Origin of the sequence: Lacrimispora indolis DSM 755 (genome assembly GCF_000526995.1) — a bacterium.
GTDB classification, from domain to species: Bacteria; Bacillota; Clostridia; order Lachnospirales; family Lachnospiraceae; genus Lacrimispora; species Lacrimispora indolis.
This window is the reverse complement of the sequence record NZ_AZUI01000001.1, coordinates 5,387,015-5,405,996: the sequence shown is the minus strand read 5'-3', so window position 1 is coordinate 5,405,996 and position 18,982 is coordinate 5,387,015. Positions and strand designations below refer to the sequence as shown.

Sequence of the window (18,982 nt, the reverse complement as noted above, 5' to 3'; positions counted from 1 at the left end):
ACCGCTTTTTTTCCTTAAAATATTTGAAGTGTACATAATGTCTAAATAAAGTGAAGATATATCTTGAAAATTATAGAAAAATAAGGAGTTATGTAAGGGACTGTTAACAGGAAACTAACAAAATGCTAAAATAAAACTTGATATTAGAATAAATATAAGGTAATATATTAAGCATAAGTTAAATATAAATTAAGTAACAAAAGTTAACAAATAAAGGGAGGGTAATTGCTGAGAGGGGGTATTTTGTGAAAAAAGGCCAAAAAAAGCAGACAGAAGAAAACAGATACAGCATGAGTATGGAGAAGCGATTGAAAAAAAATTGGCAGCTATATATATTTTTGCTGCCTGCATTTGCTGGATTGATTTTATTTTCCTATGTTCCCATGTATGGAATCCAGCTTGCATTTCGGGACTATAACCCCTTAAGAGGAATACTGGGGAGCCCATGGGTGGGTTTTGAAAATTTTACCAGATTTTTTCATTCACCACAGTTTCAAAATCTTTTGATTAATACACTGTCCATCAGTTTTTATTCCTTGATTGTGGGATTTCCCATTCCTATTATCCTGGCATTGGGATTAAATTATGTGGCAAATTTGAGATTTAAAAAGGCAGTACAATCTATTACATATGCACCGTATTTTATTTCCACTGTAGTTCTGGTCGGTATTTTAAATATTTTTCTTTCCACGGATGGCGGCTTGATCAATCAGCTGGTGAAGCTCTTTGGCCGGGAACCTGTATTATTTATGGGGCAGTCAAGGTTCTGGCGTCATATTTATGTCTGGTCCGGTGTCTGGCAGAGCATGGGATGGAATGCAGTTATTTATATCGCAACACTTGCAGGAGTAAGCGCTGAGCTGCATGAAGCGGCAACCATAGACGGTGCAACCAAGCTTCAGAGAGTTTTCAGGATCGACTTGCCCATGATTTTACCTACAATAGTCATTACTTTAATTTTAAGCTGCGGTTCAATAATGGGGATTGGATTTGAGAAAGCTTATCTGATGCAGAATCCTTTGAATCTGGGAGTATCAGAAATTATATCTACCTATATCTATAAGATCGGTCTGGTAAACAGTGAGTATGGATTTTCTACGGCGGTTGGTCTTTTTAACTCTGTGGTAAATTGCATTGTACTGCTTACTGTGAATCAAGTTGCAAAACGTATGTCAAAGACGTCGTTATGGTAGGGGGAAGAAATGATAGAAAAAGTATTTGGAAAACAATTTGTAAATCAAAGCCGGGCAAATAAGGTGTTTGATATTGCAAACCATATCATATTATTTACGCTGATGATGATTGTGTTGTATCCCCTGTATTTTATTGTAATTTCCTCATTTAGTTCCCCGATTGCCGTTGCAGGCGGCGAAGTGATTCTGTTTCCAAAAGGTTTTAATATGGACGGATATAAGGAGATTTTTAAATATAAGGACATTTGGACAGGGTATCGCAATTCCATTATTTACACGGCTGTGGGTACAACAGTAAACCTGGTTTCTACAATTCCTGCCGCATTTGCATTTTCCAGAAGGGATTTGCCGGGAATCAAACCGCTCATGCTGTTATTTGTATTTACCATGTTTTTTGGGGGAGGCTTGATTCCCACTTTCCTCTTGGTACAGGCGCTTCATATGGATAATACCATATGGGCTCTGGTACTCCCTGGGGCCGTCGGGGTGTATAACCTGATTGTGGCGAGAACCTTCTTTGAACAGAGCATTCCGGAAGAACTGTATGAGGCCTCCGTTGTGGATGGATGTGATTATTTTAAATATTTTTTCCGCATTGTGCTTCCAATTTCCAAGCCGATTATAGCAGTAATGACGCTGATTTATGCAGTGGGACACTGGAATTCCTATTTCAGCGCGCTGATTTATCTGGTGGACAGAAGCAAGTTTCCTCTTCAGGTGATTCTCCGTGAAATATTAATTCAACAGCAGCAGGTGGCCGGAAACAGCGCTATGACTTTTGAAGCAGTGGAGCAGCAGCGTTACCTGGCAGAAATGATAAAGTATGGAGTGATTGTAGTGGCTTCTTTACCGGCACTGTGTATGTACCCCTTTGTTCAGAAGCATTTTGTCAAAGGAATGATGATAGGGGCAGTAAAGGGATAAGTAATAAATCTGAATGAAAAGGATGAAAGGAAGGGTGAAAATGAAAAAAAGCAGGGTCATTGCCTCGGCTTTAGTTGCTGCTATGGCATCTCTTGCAGTGTCAGGGTGCGGAAAACAAGCAGAGGAAGCAAACGCAATAACAGTAGACGTGAAGAAAACAGGGTATCCCGTTGTGGATGAGCCAATTCACATCAAAGCAATTGGTTTTGGAAAACCCGGCAACGGAGAGTGGAATGATTATCCCATTTTCCAGGATATTTCCAGGCAAACAAATGTATTCGTAGATTACCAGACCATAAGCGGCGACGGAGCGGATGAAAAGCTGAATCTGGCGCTGGCGTCAAAAAACTTACCGGATGCCGTATTCTCCGGTTTGTCTTCCCAAAAGATTCTTTCTTATGCGGAAAAAGGAATCATTCGTCCGCTGGAGGACCTTATGGAAGATTATGCGCCCAATATTAAGCGTGTGTTAGATGAAAACCCGGAGATCCGAAAAGCAATTACGTTTCCGGATGGCCATATTTATGCAATTCCGTCAATCAATGAAGACCAGAAGCCGGTGCAGTCTACCACGTTAAATATTAACAAGACCTGGCTGGATCAGCTGGGACTGGAGATTCCAAAGACAACGGCTGAATTTGAAGAGGTGCTTCGTGCATTTAAGACTATGGCTCCTGACGGAGATGGAAAAAATAACGTAATTCCATTTACCTATGAGCCAAAGACACCTTATAACATCTGGAATGGTGACGCAGGTTTTTCCGGATCGTTTGGGATTACAGACAGTTCTTCCTATTTGATGAGATCGGAAGATGAATTTTTATTTACCCCCATACAGGAAGGGTATAAGGATTATATCAAGTGGACGGCCAGGCTCTATGAAGAGGGATTGATTGATGTGGAACTGTTTACTCAGGACCATAACCAGTACATGTCGAAAATCGGTTCCAACCGTGTGGGTGTATACCTTACTAACGGACCGTTGGAGACAGATGGGGCAGAATATATTGCCATTGAACCATTAAAAGGGCCGAATGGAGATCAGTTCTGGGGTTCTCTTGATTTCAGCATTGATAAAAACAGAGGCGTGATCACCACCTCCAACCCATATCCGGAAGCCACCATGAGATATATGGATTCCTTCTTTGAGACAGAAAACTCACTGCGCTTAAGGTTTGGAAACTATTTAAAGTCGGCTGGAGATCAGTATGAGCTGATGCCATCCATCCCCGGAAAGAATTCTGAAGCGCCGGAATCCTATGTAGCAACAAATTTAAGTTCAGAAATTATGGATACATATATTATTGAAACCAAAAGCATAAAAGAGAAAAAAGAAAGAATAGAGCTTTATTCTAAATATCTGGCTCCTCCGGTTCCGTTAATTAACTTGACAATAGAAGAATCAAAGCAGATTTCCTCCCTGTTTGTGGACATTCAAAAGATTGTGGATGAGAATAAGGCGAGATGGACTACCAATCAGTCTGACATTGACAAGGATTGGGATGGCTACCTGGAGTCTTTAAACAATGTGGGGTTGGATAAGTATATGGAAATTTATAATGCGGCCTTGGCACGGTACTTAAGCAATTAATAAACAGCTGTGGGAGGAAAAGAATGAAACAGAAAAACCTGGTGATTGGATATATAGAAACCCAAAATCTTTTCCTGTTAAGAGACAGGGACATTCAATGTCTGGATGTAATAAATCTGGCATTTGCCGCGGTCAAAGATCACGGGGTAACATGGGATCCCATGGGGCACTCAGACATACTCAAACGGGCAAAGGTCCTGAATCCGGATTTAAAAATTGTATTGTCAATAGGGGGCTGGGGATGCGGCGGTTTTTCCGAAGCAGCTTCTACGAAAGAGGGCAGAGAGGTATTTGCCGCATCAGCGGCCGCACTTATGAAAGAATACAACTTAGACGGGCTTGACATTGACTGGGAATATCCCTGTGTTGGTATTGCAGGGATTGCCTGTTCTGACAATGATAAGGAAAACTTTACTCTGCTTATAAAAAGGCTGAGGGAGGAACTTGATGTTATTACAGACAGAGTTTGTACATTATCCATTGCGGCAGGCGGAGATTCTTATTATCTCCGCTGTACGCAGATGGATCAGATTGTACAGTATCTGGATTATGTGATGCTCATGACCTATGATCTAAGGGGCGGTTTTTCAGTCCAGACAGGGCATCATACGAATTTATATACGAGTAATGCAGATTTATCTGCAGCCAGCACGGATAATGCGGTAAGAATATTTGAACAGGCAGGGGTTGCTAAGGAAAAGCTTGTTATCGGCGCGGCCTTTTATTCCAGAATCTGGGAAGGAGTGCCTGACAGGAACAGGGGACTTGTACAGATGGCAGAAACCACCGGAGGGTATGGGCCGGATTATGGCGTACTGGTTAAAGATTATATTGATAAAAACGGATACACAAGATATTGGGATGAGGAAGCAAAGGCGCCTTATTTATTTAATGGCCGTAGCTTTATCAGCTACGATGATAAGGAATCTATCCAATATAAAATCAATTATATCAAGGACCGGAAACTGGCAGGCATCATGTTCTGGGAGTACAGTCAGGACGGCACCCATACATTGATCCCACTAATGGCTGAAAAATTAAAGGCGGATGATCATGAATAATTGTTGGTTTCATAAGGCAAAGCTTGGAATATTTATACACTACGGGATTTATGCAGTCAACGGAATTGGGGAATCCTGGTCCTTTTACAATGGAACCATCAGCTATGAAGACTATATGAAACAGCTGGATGGATTTTATGCGGATAAATTCCATGTGTCTGCCTGGGGAGATCTGATTGAGCGCTCAGGGGCGAAATACGCTGTCCTGACTGCAAAACATCATGATGGTGTGGCATTATTTGATACCAGATTCAGTGATTTAAGCGTGGTAAAAAAGACACCTGCAAAACGGGATATTGTAAAAGAATATGCAGAAGAAATGAAAAAGCGCGGCATTCATCTTGGGTTTTATTATTCACTCATTGACTGGTCACATAAAGATTACGCCAGCGTGTATGCGGCTGGGAAGGTTCCTGATAATCCAAAGGAAATAAACCCTTTTACATCTCCTGTTGACGGAAAAGAAGACCCGGAAAAATGGCGGCGTTTTTTAGATTTTAATAACAATCAGTTAAGAGAGCTGCTTACCAATTACGGAAAGGTAGATTTACTCTGGTTTGACGGAGATTGGGAACGCAGCGCCGGCCAATGGGGGCTGCCGGGATTTAAGGATTATTTAAAATCATTGAATCCGGATCTGATCATCAACTCCAGACTGCAAGGTTATGGGGACTATAAGACGCCGGAACAGGGAATCCCCATTACAAGGCCGGAGGGAGACTGGGAGTTTTGTACTACGATTAACGGTTCCTGGGGATACCAACCAAGGGACAATCAATACAAATCTTTAAGCCAGATCCTACGTATATTTTGCGACTGCATTTCCATGGGCGGAAATATGCTGCTTGATATCGGACCGCGCCAGGACGGGACCATAGATTCCCGGCAGGAGGCAATTTTATCAGGGCTTGGCTCCTGGATACGGGAGCATGAGGAGGCTGTATATCAAACAGATGAAGGGATTGGGACCTGCTATTATCTTGGCGGAAGTACCATATCTGCTGACAGGGAAACTTTATATCTGTTTGTGTACGATAATCCAAAGGAATCCATCTGCTTAAAGGGGCTGTGCAATCTTATAAAGAAAATTACCGTTCTGCATTCAGGCAAAGAGCTGCCGCATGAAATCCATGGCGGAGTTCCCTGGTTTGAAATTCCGGGAACCACCTGGATCAGGCTGACAGCGGATGACTGCCACGATCTGGTGACTGTGGTAAAAGTTGAACTGGAAGGAAAAATTAAGATGTATGGCAGTTCCGGGGAAGCAGTAACTCATAATGAAACCTGATAAAATACAGAATGAGCATGATGCAGATGCAGTTCAGCGAAAAGAATGGATGAAAAGGTGGCAGAATGCCGCGGCCAAAGATAAAACTGCAAGATTTACAAGGGCCGTTGATCATGTGAAAATTGGTGAATTACTTCTGAAAGGCGTAGAATAATCTGGAAATATATATTATAATGAGTGAAATGAACAAATAATAATAGCGCAGAGGTCGAGAAGGTGAAAAGGAAAAAAAACGTAACGATGCAGGATATTGCGGATTATTTGTCTATCAGTAAAGTAACCGTATCCAAGGCTTTAAATGGAAAAGACGGAGTTGGAAGGGAATTAAAAGAAAAAATCATAGCAGTCAGCAAAGAGTTGAATTATAAGCTTCCGGAAAGTTCAAAGATATGTTCCGGAAGTTCAAAAAATATTGCTGTTTTTATGAAAGAAAAGTTTGCTCATGGAGAAGCCGGGTTTTATTTAAAGTTTTATCAGAGGATTTCCATGGAATTAAACGAACGTGGTTATCTGGCTCATTTGTTTCCCCTTACCCCTAAAGACGACAGGAAAGGAAAGCTGCTTCCGCTGCTGGAAAAGTATGACATAGCCGGAGTTATTTTTCTGGGTGATATTGAAAAAACGTTTCTGGCTGAGGTGAAACAGACACAGCTTCCCTGTGTTCTGGCAGATACGTATGATAATGATTTTGATATAGACTGCGTGATCACAGAAAGCATGTACAGCATGTGTGAACTGACGACGTATTTGATGAAGTGCGGCCATAAAAACATTGGATTTGTGGGTACGTTCACAGCGACGAACAGCATTATGGACCGGTATCTTGGTTATTGCCGTGCGCATTTGAAAGCAGGACTTCCGATTTGCGATGAGTGGATCATCGGAGACCGGAATATGGAGGATGAAAATGTGGAGTTTATGCTGCCGGAGCATATGCCTACTGCTTTTGTCTGCAATTGTGATGATACAGCGTACCAGTTTATCCGTATGTTAAAGGAAAAGGGGTACCGGGTGCCGGAAGACATTTCCATTGTAAGCTTTGACAATGATATTTATGCGGAGCTTTGTGTTCCTAAGCTGACTACGGCGGAGGTGAATATTAATCAGATGGCCGGTAAATCCGTTGAGTTGATTTGTGAAAAAATAGAACAGGAGAATGCCCCCAGCAGAGGAGTTACCTTTGTAAATGCGGCAATTATTTATAGAGATTCCGTAAGAAATATGGAGTCATAATGAATGGAAACACCCTTTGGTGATATATTTTACTTCATTGCTTGGGATTTCTTTTAGATGGAAAGGTTTCTGCAGCATATTATTTAAAAGTATGAGAGACAGCCTGAATGGATTGCAGCCATTTAAGCGGTCTCTCTCTTCATTAGAATTACATTTTATATAGACCTTTGCATTTTACAGAAATTGTTCTGATTCCACTTGACTTGGAGTTAGCTCCAAGTGATAGGATATGTACAGAACATATGAGGAAAGGAAAATGCGGCATGAATAAAACAGTGGCTTTGAGCTTCAGCTTACAAGCCATGCTGCAGAAAACGTTAAGAAATCAATAAGGAGGCTAAAAAATGGAATATGTAAAACTCGGAAATTCGAACATTCAGGTTTCCCGCTTTTGCGTTGGCTGCATGAGCTTTGGTGATCCTGCCAGCAAAATGCACGATTGGACGCTGAATCCGCAGGAAAGCGAAACGATTATAAGGCATGCTCTTGATCTGGGTATAAATTTCTTTGACACCGCCAACACTTATTCGGCCGGCACCAGTGAAGAGTACCTTGGCCGGGCTATACGGAACAATGCGGCCCGTGACAAAGTGGTGCTGGCCTCAAAGGTCTATTTTAACGAGGGGCATCTTTCCAAAGAGGCAATTCTGCGAGAAATTGACGGTACGCTTAAACGGCTGGGAACCGATTATCTGGATCTTTATATCATTCACCGTTTTGACTATGGAACCCCCATAGAAGAAACCATGGAGACCCTTAACAGCCTGGTCACAGCGGGCAAGGTGAGAGCCCTCGGCGCTTCTGCTATGTATGGATATCAATTCTACAACATGCAGCTTGCCGCTGAAAGAAACGGCTGGACACCCTTCGTCTCCATGCAGAACCACTACAATCTGCTCTACCGCGAGGACGAGCGTGAATTAATTCCCATATGCAATCAGCAGAACGTCGCATGTACGCCTTACAGCCCTCTTGCGGCAGGCAGACTTTCCCGGCTTGAATGGAAAACCGATACAAACCGCAGCAAGACCGATAAAACGGCGATTTCCAAATACGATGGAACACAGGAGACTGATTACAAAATCGTATTGCGTGTCAATGAAATTGCAGAGAAATATAACGTTACCATGACCCAGGTTGCCCTTGCCTGGCAGTTTGCAAAGGGCGTTGCGGCCCCCATCATCGGTGCCACTAAGGCAAAATATTTTGATGATGCGGTGGGCGCCTTCAATATCAGGCTGGCAGATGACGATGTATCCTATCTTGAAGAACTGTATGTTCCCCATAAGGTTGTTGGCGCGCTCTGATTGAAATAAAAGGAATGAACACAGGGGGATACATTCTTTTCAGGCAGTGTGTTTTGGTGACTGATATAAAAAATAAAAGGAGAAATCAGAATGAATAGTTTTATTTATGATATACCAACAAAAGTTTATTTTGGAGAAAATCAGCTTTCCCATCTTGGGCCGGAACTTTCCCGTTTCGGCAAGCGCGTGCTGCTGACCTATGGCGGTGGATCCATTAAAAAGATAGGGTTGTATGATAAAGTAACAGCAGAAATCAAGGCCGCAGGTCTCCAGCTGTTTGAGCTGGATGGCATTGCACCCAACCCGCACATTGATTCCGTGCGCAAGGGTGCGGAGATCTGTAAAAGAGAAAAGATCGATGTTTTGCTTGCTGTAGGCGGGGGTTCTACATTGGATGCGACAAAATTCATGGCAGCCGGCGCTTGTGTGGATTTTGACCCGTGGAAGTTTCTAAGTGAATGGGCGCCAATTGAAAAAGCGCTGCCGGTTGTTACCATTCTCACACTTGCAGCCACTGGCTCGGAAATGGACTGCGGAGGAGTCATCAGCAATCCAAAAACCCAGGACAAAATCGGCCGGATGGAGTTTCCCATGCTCCCAAAAGTCTCTTTCCTGGATCCTGTCAACACCTATACGGTCAATCCATATCAGACTGCCTGCGGAGCGGCTGATATGATGTCACATATTATGGAAGTCTATTTTAACATGGATCAGGATCTGCAGATGCTGGATGGGATTATGGAAGTGTTGATGAAAACCATCATCAGATATGCTCCTGTCGCCATGGAGCAGCCTGACAATTACGAGGCCCGTGCCAATCTGATGTGGGCAAGCTCCTGGGCGATTAACGGATTTGTGAACGGCGGCAAGCGCCAGGCATGGAGCTGCCATCCCATGGAGCATGAGCTTTCCGCTATATACGATATCACTCACGGTCTGGGCCTGGCCATTCTCACACCGCGCTGGATGAAATATACGCTGGATGAAACTACGGCATCTAAATTTTATCAGTTCGGCGTCAACGTGTTTGGCATCGATGCATCTCAGCCGCATATGGAGGCAGCAAAGAAAAGTATTGAGCTTTTAGGCGATTTCTTCTTCCGGACGCTGGGGCTGAAAAGCAGCCTCCACGAAATCGGCATAGACGATAAAAACTTTGAGATTATGGCAAAAAAAGCCTGCAACGGCGGGACGCTGCCCGGCTTTAAACCTTTGAATCAACAGGATATTGAAAATATTTTTAAAATGTGTTTAAGCAGCTTTAATGGATAGCAGAAAGTCATACCGGCGAAGAACAGGATAAATATAAGTAAACAGGGATGTGAAAATCAATGACTATTGCAGAAGTGGCAAAAAAACATGGACTTACCCCTGATACGCTGCGCTATTATGAGCGTATCGGCCTGCTGCCTAAAGTTGCACGAACCGCGGGCGGTATCCGGGACTATTCTGATGAGGATTGCCGATGGGTAGAGTATATCAAATGTATGCGCTTAGCAGGAGTTTCTGTGGAAACCCTTGTGGAATACGTTACCCTTTTTCATCAGGGCAGTGATACCGTTACCGCCCGGAAAAAGCTCCTTCTGGAACAGAGGGAACAAATTGTCTCGAAAATTGAGGAATTAAATGCAGTTCTGGAAAGACTGGATTGGAAGCTGGATGGTTATGAAGAACGGATGTCCAAATGTGAAGAGAACTTGAAATAATTATACTAAAAAAAGTCCGCCTGCCGTGATCCTTAAGCAGAATGATTTTTCCCGGAATTCCCAACTCCGGCCATCTGAATGCTGTTTAAGGGTTACAGGTAATGATTAAGCAATTGCCTGGCATGTTGCTTTATATAATCAATTACTTCATATGGCTCTACTACTTTTGCATCTTTGCCCAAACGGAAAAAATACTCTGATATAAACGGTATCTCACTTTGATCAACTTCCATATCGACAAATCCGTTTCCATCTTCGGTTAAAACAATATCAGGCTCAAGCCAAGGTTCACTCTGACATTGCCGCACCCCTTCCCTTGTTAATTTGACATGGAGCTTAACCGGTGTCTTAACAATATGATCGGTCAGCCAGTTCTCTAAATCCGCCATTACAGGAAATACTTTCTCTGAATTTTCAAAGGATAAGATCCTGTCGACCCTGAATAACCGTATTGTTTGATGCTCCATATCAAAGGCAGGCATGTACCAAAATCCATCGGCCGCATATACGCCAATGGGTTTGACTTCCTTTACTTTATTCTCTGTTTTGGAATAATATTCAATTATTACAATATGGTCATTTATTGATGCTTCAATAATTTCCTTTAAATATGGAGAAGGAACACTCCTTTTTTTGCTCCAAAATAATAACACAGAATCCAAACGGTCAGTTTTTCTTTTGATATCATCCGGAAGACTTGAGTAAAGTTTTCTTGATACTGAATCAATGTTTATGCTGAACGGTAATGATTGAAAATATTTGAGTGACCGGAATGCAAAGAATATAGCAAAAGCTTCCTCTTCATCAAATAGGATAGGTGGGAGCGTTCTGCTTTTCAGAGTCCGATAGCCCCCATTTCGCCCCTGTTCTGTATAAATAGGAATGCCCATTTCACTTAACTCCATCAGGTAGCGGTGAGCTGTTCTGAGTGATACATGAAACTCATAAGCGACATCCTGGGCCGTAAAGTTCCGTTTTGTATTCACATACATGATTAAATCAAACAGCAATTTTGTTTTTGACATCGTCGGACTCCTTTCATTTTAATAATTATAAAAATAAAACATGTCAGTAATTGGCATGTTTTTATTATATATTAATATTTGTAAGAAATCAATCTTACGATGTTGATGATTATTATATGACAGGAGGCAGTATATGAATATTGTTTTAGGGGCTACAGGACAGATAGGGTTCATGTTGGCAAATAACCTTTTTAAGAAAGGCCGGCCGGTACGGGCTGTTGTTAGAGACGAGACAAAAGCCCAGGAATTAAAAAAGATGGGGATTGAAGTTTTTGTCGCAGATTATCATGATAAAGAAGCATTAATAAAGGCTTTTCATAATGGCAAAACCGCTTTTTTATTAACGCCTGAAAATCCAGCCGCTGAAAATCAACTGGAGGAAGTACGACTGGTGATCGATAATTATCGGGAGGCCATAAAGGCCTCTGGCATTCAAAAAATTGTTGGTCTGTCTTCTATGGGGGCTCAGCATGAATCAGGTACAGGAAATCTGATCGCATCTTACTTATTGGAACATGCATTTGATGGACTTCATATGGAGCAGATTTTTGTCAGACCTGCATATTACTATAGCAATTGGATGGGAAATCTGGAATTAATAAGAACGCAGGGGATCTTGCCGACCTTTTTTCCGTTAGAAATGAAATTATCAATGATTTCTCCCATTGATGTTGCAGAGTTTTTAGCTGATGTCATGATTCGGGAAGCGCCCCAGGAACGAATATACGAAGTCTGTGGCCCTTGTGATTATAGCTCCCTGGATATAGCAGGAATATTTGGGAAAGTATTCAATAAGGAGGTTGCATTACAGCAAATTTCACCTGATGAATGGAAATGTACGTTAGAGCAAGCGGGTTTTTCATCGGATGGGATAATAAATTTTATGCATATGACAAAGGCTGTAATTGATGGAAAGACAAATAGTGATACCTCTGGTCCGGTTCATCTTTTTATGGATTTTCAAACATTTCTGGAGCGAACCGTGTGATATGTAAATAATCTGCTTATCATCCTGCATAAATGAAGGAGTTACAAAAGCTTCGGATTTGCTGTAACCAGGCGTTGTGATGAACTTCAAAAGACTCCATATGATCATAAATCCAAACAATTTACATAACAGCATTATTTTTTGCATAATATTAAATAAATTATCCACTGGAACAGGGAAAATGGTGATATATGCAAAGGGTTCTGGATGAAAATTATTATGACCTGATTGCTGAAAATTCAATAGATCCGATTCGCAATGAAGATGTTAATATGACTCTATTGAACGAGGCACATCACATATTGCATGTAAGTACACATGAAATAAATATCTGTGATCAAAGACAGGTTCCTTATTATTCTTTACCTGAATTATTTACACCGATATCGATCATTGACAGAGGTAACGCAGATATTGAAAGTTTTCGGTATCATTCTGAGCCTGCTTTCTATGGTAAAGATATTATTATTGGTATTTTAAGCACAGGAATTGATTATCAGCATCCAGTATTTCTTAATGCTGATAAGACTACTTGTATTATTTCTATGTGGGATCAGTCAGAGCAAGGCGGTGTTGTTCCTGAGGGGTTTACCTTTGGCAGTGAATATACCAGAGACATGATTAATCAAGCATTGGTATCAGAAGATCCATTGTCTGTAGTCCCATCCAGGGATATAAATGGACATGGAACAGCTATTGCCAGCATTATTGCTGGCAGACCTGAGTCAAATCAGTCTTTTAGCGGTATTGTACCAGAATCTGAACTTGTAATTGTAAAACTAAAGGAAGCCAAGCAAAATCTTAAACAACTGTTTTTTGTTCCGGATGATTTGCTGTGCTTTCAAGAGACTGATCTAATGCTTGGAATAAGGTATTTAGTTACTGTATCTGAAAACCTAAAACGTCCTTTAGTTATATGCATTGCATTGGAGAGCAACCAAGGTGGTCATGATGGAATCAGCCCTATCAGTACTTATTTAAATATTATTGCAGGATTGCCTAATATAGGAGTTTGTATTGCAGCAGGGGATGGGGGAAACAAAGAAAGGCATTACTTTAACAGCACCTTTTCCCAGCCTTATTATAATGACTTCCAATTAAATGTAGGGAGCAGTGACAAGTTATTTTTCATGGAAATTTGGCCATATGCGCCAAGCACCTTATCTATTGAGGTTATATCACCTTTAGGGGAGTCTACAGAATCAGTTGACCCTTCACTGGTTTGTAAAGAGTTTACTTTTGAGCAAAGTCAGAGTATTCTCCTGATTAATAATTTTGTTTTTGAGAGTGGAGGCAGGAATCCATTAATTTTAATACGTTTTAGAAATCCTTATCCAGGAGTTTGGCATTTTCGGGCTTTAAGCATAGAAAACACACCATTTTCTTTTCATACATGGTTACCAGCTGGAAATCTGATCTCTAACGAGACCTTTTTCTTTGAGTCAGATCCGGATACCACTGTATCTTCACCAGGAACTACTACGAGTCCCATAACTGTTACTGCCTATAATCAAGTTAATAGGAGTATATTGATTGAATCGTCAAGAGGTTATACCAGAATAGGCGAAGTTAAGCCCGATATAGCAGCACCTGGTTACCAGATACCGTGTGCAGTTCCAGAGAGCCAGTATGGAGTGATCAGCGGAACTGGCGCGGCTGTCGGATATGCAGCGGGAGCTATTGCCATAGCCTTGGAGTGGGCTGGTATAAAAAGAAATTTTGTCAATATTAATGGGAATCAAATCAGAGGATTATTAACTTTTAACGCTCTGCGGGATTCTGATGTAATTTATCCAAATAAAATATGGGGATATGGAATATTAGATATTGAAAATTTATTGAATATGCTTTTAAGCACATGATAACAATGGAAGGTTATTTCCAACCAGGTTAATAATATCGCAGAAAGAGGAGGCATAAAAGCTGTAAAAATTATGAGAAAATTTTTAAAGAATAGAATTCAAATATGTAATACAGCTTTACAATAGTGAATAAGAAGATAAGATAAATCATAGGCGTGGATCCGGTACCCGGGGCACGCCTAAAAATGTGCTGCGCGATTTGCATGCGGCATGTTAATAATAAAACCAGTCATAATGCCCAGATTAATTAAACTAAAATAAATGCCGCTCTCATATGAGTTGCAGCAATAGCGGGATAATTGAAGATATGAACTCTGGATTAATTCCGTAATTCCCTTATATAATATAATTTTCTGGCTTAAATTGGAAACCAATCATAGAATGCAATTATTAAATGAATGGCATACTAAAAATAGTTTTATAATAAAAGGAGGCAAACCATGAGCAGAGATAATTCTAAAAAAAGCACAAAAAATCATAAAAAAGAAGATGGTACTTTTCATTCAAAACATATTAATCACAACCCGCAAGCAGAAAGCGCGCGAGCCGTATTTGGATTGAAAGCAGATAATTCAAAAGATAAAGAATCTTAGACTTTAAATTTCACTGAAATATCTCGCGTTCAGCCGAAAAAGCAGACAAGTATGAATCTATTTCCATATATATGGAAATGGGATCAATGAGATTTAATAGGTTTATAAAGGAGGTTTTAAACATGTCTAATTATACTGGTGTAGTTAAATGGTTTGATAACGAAAGAGGCTATGGCTTTATCTCAACCAACGAAGGCCAGGATGTTTTCGTACATCATTCACAAGTCAAAGAAAAGACTCATAATAAAGATTTACACGAGGGCGAGTCTGTTAATTTTGACGTTAGGCAAGATGAAAAAGGCTTATGCGCTTTAAATGTTCAGAAAATATAACTTATCCGAACTTGCAACGCAAGTGAGGATAAAGGAACGTTCTTTGCCCCGTCCATCCGATTATGAAAACATCTTTTTGTTTTCATAATATAATTAAAATTGTAAAGGAGTTATCTTATGAACAAAATTCATTATGATATATCAGGAATACAGAATTCGGAGATTAAAACTCAGCTTAAAAATGCATTAGATAAAATAGAAGGAATTTCAATGGTTAATATTGATGTGGCAAGAGGTTCCATTGAAGTCGGATATAATGAATCAACGGACGAAAATTCGATTAAATCTTGTATTGAAAACGTTGGATGTAGTATTATAAGCTAATTTGGCGAATTTTGAGAATAGAGTCTGTGAAAAAGACTCTATAATTTATGCTGACTTCCATAATTCTCTATGCCAACATAAAAAATATACTGCCACGTAGCAGGCAGTTTGTACTATATAAGAGTAGGGAAAAATGTCCCTATTCTTATTTTTTTGTTACGATAAGTTCAATTTGGGGGAAGAGGAGAGGTGCGGACAAAAAACTTTTTATCCGCACCCTCCCCCAAAATCAGATTTTATTTTATCAGCATTGCCCTTTTTTATCAATAGAACAAAAAGAGACAGGACTCTCCATTTTTTCGGCTTCAGCAGGAATAGTTACATACTTATCGATCTCAAAAGTTTTTTCGCCATTTTCCAATATAAAAAACGGTATTCCTATTCTTCCTGATTCCTTAACTTCCTGGAAAATACTATGGTTATCCCGGTAAGCTAAAAATTCCTTTAAAGTAGCTGTGTCACCAATAATGTTCTTGTATTCAAACTCAATATCACTAAGTACTGTTAAGCTTTTTTTAGCCTTAACGCAATCAGGACAAATTTCCGCCCCATACATGGTTACTTTCATATTTACCTCCCATTCTGCAGCAATAGATAGCGCTTAATATTATTTTGATACTACTTTTATTATAATCTCACTTCTTTGTTAAGTCAATCTGAGCGACCTATTCTAAACCGTCCGGATATTCTATACTTTTAAGTGAATAATTCAAAACACTGTTTTGCCTTGGTTAATCGAGTTGATTTCATTCAAGTTGCAAACTTTATTTATAATAGTGTATAATTGAGAGGCAATTATAATGACAAAGATTGCTGATGATTAAAGAAAGCAGCGAAACGAAGGGCCACCCGATGGTGCGTGGGGCGCTGTGCCCCTTGGTCATTGCGAATATCCGTTTGACTGAAAGAGAGAATGGGATTATGAATCAATTTTTTACTCAGGTATATGATGTTGTGGAGAGAATTCCCCGCGGTAAGGTGATTTCATACGGACAAATAGCGTATATGCTTGGAAGGCCTCGTGCTGCGCGGGAGGTTGGGCGGGCAATGCGTTTTTGCCCGGAATATTTGCCGTGGCAGCGTGTGGTAATGGCTGACGGCTCCATTGCAGGCGGCGGTTTTCCGGAAATCCGTAAGGACATGTTGGAAAACGAAGGAGTACCCTTTCTCCCGGATGGACGCGTCGATATGGCAGCCTGCCTGTGGAAAGGAGAAAGAGTGTAAGTCCCTGTTTTGCTTCATCACCGGTGTAAATAAGCCGGGACGGCAGAGGTCTATCCGATCTCTTATTCCAGCCTATAGCGAACTTCATCTGACGCCCGGTTCATGGTGCCTTTTGGATCGTGGCCAAAAAGCCACTCATCGTGAATTTCTTTTGGTAAAATCACCGGCATCCGATCGTGAATAAATGAGATGCCGGACCAGGCTGGACGTGTCAGAATAACAAAAAGCGAGTCTCCTGTTTTAGCGTCTCTCCTCGATAGCCCGGCAAGCCATACAGGACGATTGTCAGGAGCCGCCAGGGCATATTTTATCTTTTTTGAGCCTCGTTTTTCCCATTCAAAGTACCAGCTTGCCGGTATCAGGCAGCGTCCTTCCATCATGGGGTAGCGAAACATGTTTTTTTCCGCCGCTGTTTCGCTTCGGGCGTTAATGACTTCCCCTTTATTGTCATACCTTGGAAAACCCCAGCGCATTGCCGTCATGGTTCCGTTTGGCGACAAAACAGGCACAGTGTTTGTTGGATATATTTCTCCGGTTTTAACGGTCGCTTTTTTTTCGACTTCTGCAATAATGGAATTCAGTTCAATATTGTCTATTTCAATATAATATCTGCCGCACATGTTATTCGATCACCTTTCCTGTTGCTGAATCATCTGGTAGTATTGCACATGTTTTAATATTATATTACCATAACCCATTTACATGAGTCCATGAAATATGTCAATTTAAATTCCTTTAATAATTGCAGGAAAGGAGAAAATATTATCAGATGACGGCAATGTTTTGTCTAAGGCCCCAACTCCTGGTGGGAATTTGATTTAACAATTTTCAAACATTTCATAAATAACTCACACATATTCCGCCGCTATGATAAAAACATCAAATTGATAAGCTCAATAACATTAATTTTTAAGCGGAGGATTCATTATGGATAATCAAAGCAATGAAAAAAATATAGTTTACCTTGTGACAGGGATTGCCGGCAATCTGGGAAGCAGTGTAGCGGCAAGGCTTCTGGAAGATGGTAAAAAAGTGCGCGGCCTTGTTTTAAAGGGCGATCCTGCGGCTGCACGTGTGCCGGGGGAAGTTGAGATATGCATTGGCGACGTGACTGATACAGAGAGTCTGGAACGTTTTTTTACTGGAAAAGGATGAAGCGATGACCTATATGAAATACAATGCAATAAAACGTTTGGGCAGGCCGGAAGAAATTGCTCAACTGTATGCTGCCGTTTCAGATGAACGGCTGGGATATTTAACAGGTGCTGACATTCTGTGTGACGGAGGATGTGTAGCCAGCGGATGCAGTCCGTTTAAGCGTTCATGATATAGCGGATGAAACAGAATCACGGACTATACTATTAGAAATAGAAACCAGTTTGCACACTGTTTGCGTTTATGCCATGAAGCTCCGGTAAAAACTTTGTAACTGTATGAATTCAAAAACGTTGTGGTACATGGTTTTGGCAGTAAGGCGGTATTGTTATGATGGCAGGCAAAAAATATCGGATATCCGTATCCGGGATTAGGGAAGGAAGTACTTTTTCCTATTGTAAAAGGGATTTGATCGTGTTAATATTGCATTATTCTTATAAACAATGAGCCACAGGTGTGAAAACCTGTGGCTTTGGACCTTGTTTCCAGGGGAAATTGATAGAACCAACGCCAGGAGGAAATATATGCAGATTCAATACGAATCAGCCTTTAAAGGCTTAGAGAATCATATAATTGAAGTCATAAAAGAAGAGCAGATTAAAATTGGTTATAGAAGCGAAATAATAAGATTGTATTACCCCATTGAATCGATTTGTAATCTGTTAGGTACATCTTATACTGTCACGGAGTTGTTTAAGGTTTTGGATCAATTCTGTGAATTTGTAAAGGAACGGTTAGGAATAGTGGAGTACTCCAATACAGAAACAAGATTTTGCTTTACCATTCCTCCAAAGGGAGTTGACTATGTTCATGAAAGCATTGATGAAAACTATTTTTTAAGAGATTTTATTGAAAAAATAAGCATACATGATTGTTCACTGGAGGATCTGCTGAATATATTTTATAAATACTCAAGTAATGTTGTTTGTGAAAAGATGAACAATGGTGAATTTGATTACTTAATATATTTTACAGATGGGAAGCCGGATGCTTACAGGTATTGTATAAAATTTGAAGACTGCCATACTATTTATCACCGATTTATTAAAGCCGATTATGAGAATTTCGGTTTTTAATTTTCTGCCTTTTTTCAAATGGCTCAAAACAGTTTTTTGCTCAGGATTAAAATTTTAGAAAAAATGTGTATCAGGACATTGGTTTGATTAATATATAATC

At 40.5% G+C, this 18,982-nt stretch carries 22 protein-coding genes; 19 read left to right on the top strand and 3 right to left on the bottom strand.

What is annotated here, in order from left to right; all coding sequences use genetic code 11:
• Nucleotides 1-245: 245 nt before the first annotated feature.
• The 10 genes from K401_RS0126350 to K401_RS0126305 all read left to right on the top strand — a co-directional run bounded on the left by K401_RS0126350 (nt 246) and on the right by K401_RS0126305 (nt 10,303).
• Complete coding sequence (locus K401_RS0126350) at nt 246-1,193, top strand: ABC transporter permease (RefSeq protein ID WP_024295754.1); 948 nt, start codon at nt 246-248, stop codon at nt 1,191-1,193.
• A 9-nt stretch (nt 1,194-1,202) separates the two neighbouring features.
• On the top strand, nt 1,203-2,117 hold the full coding sequence (locus K401_RS0126345; protein WP_024295753.1) for a carbohydrate ABC transporter permease: 915 nt from the start codon (nt 1,203-1,205) through the stop codon (nt 2,115-2,117).
• 40 nt (nt 2,118-2,157) lie between these two features.
• Nucleotides 2,158-3,708 (top strand): extracellular solute-binding protein, encoded by a 1,551-nt coding sequence (locus tag K401_RS0126340; protein WP_024295752.1) that lies wholly within the window; start codon nt 2,158-2,160, stop codon nt 3,706-3,708.
• Nucleotides 3,709-3,731: 23 nt separating this feature from the next.
• Nucleotides 3,732-4,769 carry a glycoside hydrolase family 18 protein gene (locus K401_RS0126335; RefSeq protein WP_024295751.1) on the top strand — a complete coding sequence of 346 codons (1,038 nt, stop codon included), beginning with the start codon at nt 3,732-3,734 and terminating at the stop codon, nt 4,767-4,769.
• Nucleotides 4,762-6,057, top strand: coding sequence for an alpha-L-fucosidase (locus K401_RS0126330; protein ID WP_024295750.1), 1,296 nt, complete (start codon nt 4,762-4,764; stop codon nt 6,055-6,057). The genes K401_RS0126335 and K401_RS0126330 overlap by 8 nt, the downstream gene beginning before the upstream one ends.
• Nucleotides 6,047-6,211: a hypothetical protein gene (locus tag K401_RS33085; protein WP_156882303.1), complete on the top strand. Its 165-nt coding sequence runs from the start codon at nt 6,047-6,049 to the stop codon at nt 6,209-6,211. Before K401_RS0126330 ends, K401_RS33085 begins: the two co-directional genes overlap by 11 nt.
• Nucleotides 6,212-6,273: 62 nt before the next feature.
• Nucleotides 6,274-7,290 carry a LacI family DNA-binding transcriptional regulator gene (locus tag K401_RS0126320; protein ID WP_024295749.1) on the top strand — a complete coding sequence of 339 codons (1,017 nt, stop codon included), beginning with the start codon at nt 6,274-6,276 and terminating at the stop codon, nt 7,288-7,290.
• Between the two features lie 344 nt (nt 7,291-7,634).
• Entirely contained in the window at nt 7,635-8,597 is a 963-nt protein-coding gene (locus K401_RS0126315; protein WP_024295748.1) for an aldo/keto reductase, read from the top strand.
• Between the two features lie 90 nt (nt 8,598-8,687).
• Nucleotides 8,688-9,869: an iron-containing alcohol dehydrogenase gene (locus K401_RS0126310; protein ID WP_024295747.1), complete on the top strand. Its 1,182-nt coding sequence runs from the start codon at nt 8,688-8,690 to the stop codon at nt 9,867-9,869.
• A gap of 59 nt (nt 9,870-9,928) precedes the next feature.
• A complete protein-coding gene (locus K401_RS0126305) occupies nt 9,929-10,303 on the top strand; it encodes a MerR family transcriptional regulator (RefSeq protein WP_024295746.1) in 375 nt (124 codons plus the stop codon).
• Between the two features lie 92 nt (nt 10,304-10,395).
• Here K401_RS0126305 and K401_RS0126300 read toward each other — a convergent pair whose 3' ends face one another.
• Nucleotides 10,396-11,328, bottom strand: a complete 933-nt coding sequence (locus K401_RS0126300; protein ID WP_024295745.1) for a helix-turn-helix transcriptional regulator — start codon at nt 11,326-11,328, stop codon at nt 10,396-10,398.
• A 133-nt stretch (nt 11,329-11,461) separates the two neighbouring features.
• Here K401_RS0126300 and K401_RS0126295 point away from each other — a divergent pair, with 133 nt between their 5' ends.
• The 5 genes from K401_RS0126295 (at nt 11,462) to K401_RS0126275 (ending at nt 15,427) form a co-directional block, all read left to right on the top strand.
• A complete protein-coding gene (locus K401_RS0126295) occupies nt 11,462-12,316 on the top strand; it encodes an NmrA family NAD(P)-binding protein (protein WP_024295744.1) in 855 nt (284 codons plus the stop codon).
• Nucleotides 12,317-12,507: 191 nt separating this feature from the next.
• Complete coding sequence (locus K401_RS0126290; RefSeq protein ID WP_024295743.1) at nt 12,508-14,178, top strand: S8 family peptidase; 1,671 nt, start codon at nt 12,508-12,510, stop codon at nt 14,176-14,178.
• Between the two features lie 440 nt (nt 14,179-14,618).
• On the top strand, nt 14,619-14,771 hold the full coding sequence (locus K401_RS33305) for a CPC_1213 family protein (protein WP_166435296.1): 153 nt from the start codon (nt 14,619-14,621) through the stop codon (nt 14,769-14,771).
• A 122-nt stretch (nt 14,772-14,893) separates the two neighbouring features.
• A complete protein-coding gene (locus K401_RS0126280) occupies nt 14,894-15,103 on the top strand; it encodes a cold-shock protein (protein WP_024295742.1) in 210 nt (69 codons plus the stop codon).
• Between the two features lie 117 nt (nt 15,104-15,220).
• Nucleotides 15,221-15,427: a heavy metal transporter gene (locus K401_RS0126275; RefSeq protein WP_024295741.1), complete on the top strand. Its 207-nt coding sequence runs from the start codon at nt 15,221-15,223 to the stop codon at nt 15,425-15,427.
• A 244-nt stretch (nt 15,428-15,671) separates the two neighbouring features.
• On the opposite strand, the gene K401_RS0126270 is transcribed toward K401_RS0126275, so the two are convergent.
• Entirely contained in the window at nt 15,672-15,995 is a 324-nt protein-coding gene (locus K401_RS0126270) for a glutaredoxin (RefSeq protein WP_024295740.1), read from the bottom strand.
• 353 nt (nt 15,996-16,348) lie between these two features.
• Between K401_RS0126270 and K401_RS0126265 the strand changes: the two genes are divergently transcribed.
• Complete coding sequence (locus K401_RS0126265) at nt 16,349-16,651, top strand: MGMT family protein (protein ID WP_024295739.1); 303 nt, start codon at nt 16,349-16,351, stop codon at nt 16,649-16,651.
• A gap of 62 nt (nt 16,652-16,713) precedes the next feature.
• On the opposite strand, the gene K401_RS0126260 is transcribed toward K401_RS0126265, so the two are convergent.
• Nucleotides 16,714-17,271: an SOS response-associated peptidase gene (locus K401_RS0126260; protein ID WP_024295738.1), complete on the bottom strand. Its 558-nt coding sequence runs from the start codon at nt 17,269-17,271 to the stop codon at nt 16,714-16,716.
• Between the two features lie 307 nt (nt 17,272-17,578).
• On the opposite strand from K401_RS0126260, the gene K401_RS0126255 reads away from it, so the two are divergent.
• The 3 genes from K401_RS0126255 (at nt 17,579) to K401_RS0126245 (ending at nt 18,882) form a co-directional block, all read left to right on the top strand.
• A complete protein-coding gene (locus K401_RS0126255; RefSeq protein ID WP_024295737.1) occupies nt 17,579-17,806 on the top strand; it encodes an NAD-dependent epimerase/dehydratase family protein in 228 nt (75 codons plus the stop codon).
• A gap of 4 nt (nt 17,807-17,810) precedes the next feature.
• Nucleotides 17,811-17,978 carry a hypothetical protein gene (locus tag K401_RS33080; protein ID WP_207641466.1) on the top strand — a complete coding sequence of 56 codons (168 nt, stop codon included), beginning with the start codon at nt 17,811-17,813 and terminating at the stop codon, nt 17,976-17,978.
• A 352-nt stretch (nt 17,979-18,330) separates the two neighbouring features.
• Nucleotides 18,331-18,882, top strand: a complete 552-nt coding sequence (locus K401_RS0126245) for a DUF3877 family protein (RefSeq protein ID WP_024295736.1) — start codon at nt 18,331-18,333, stop codon at nt 18,880-18,882.
• Nucleotides 18,883-18,982 lie beyond the last annotated feature (100 nt).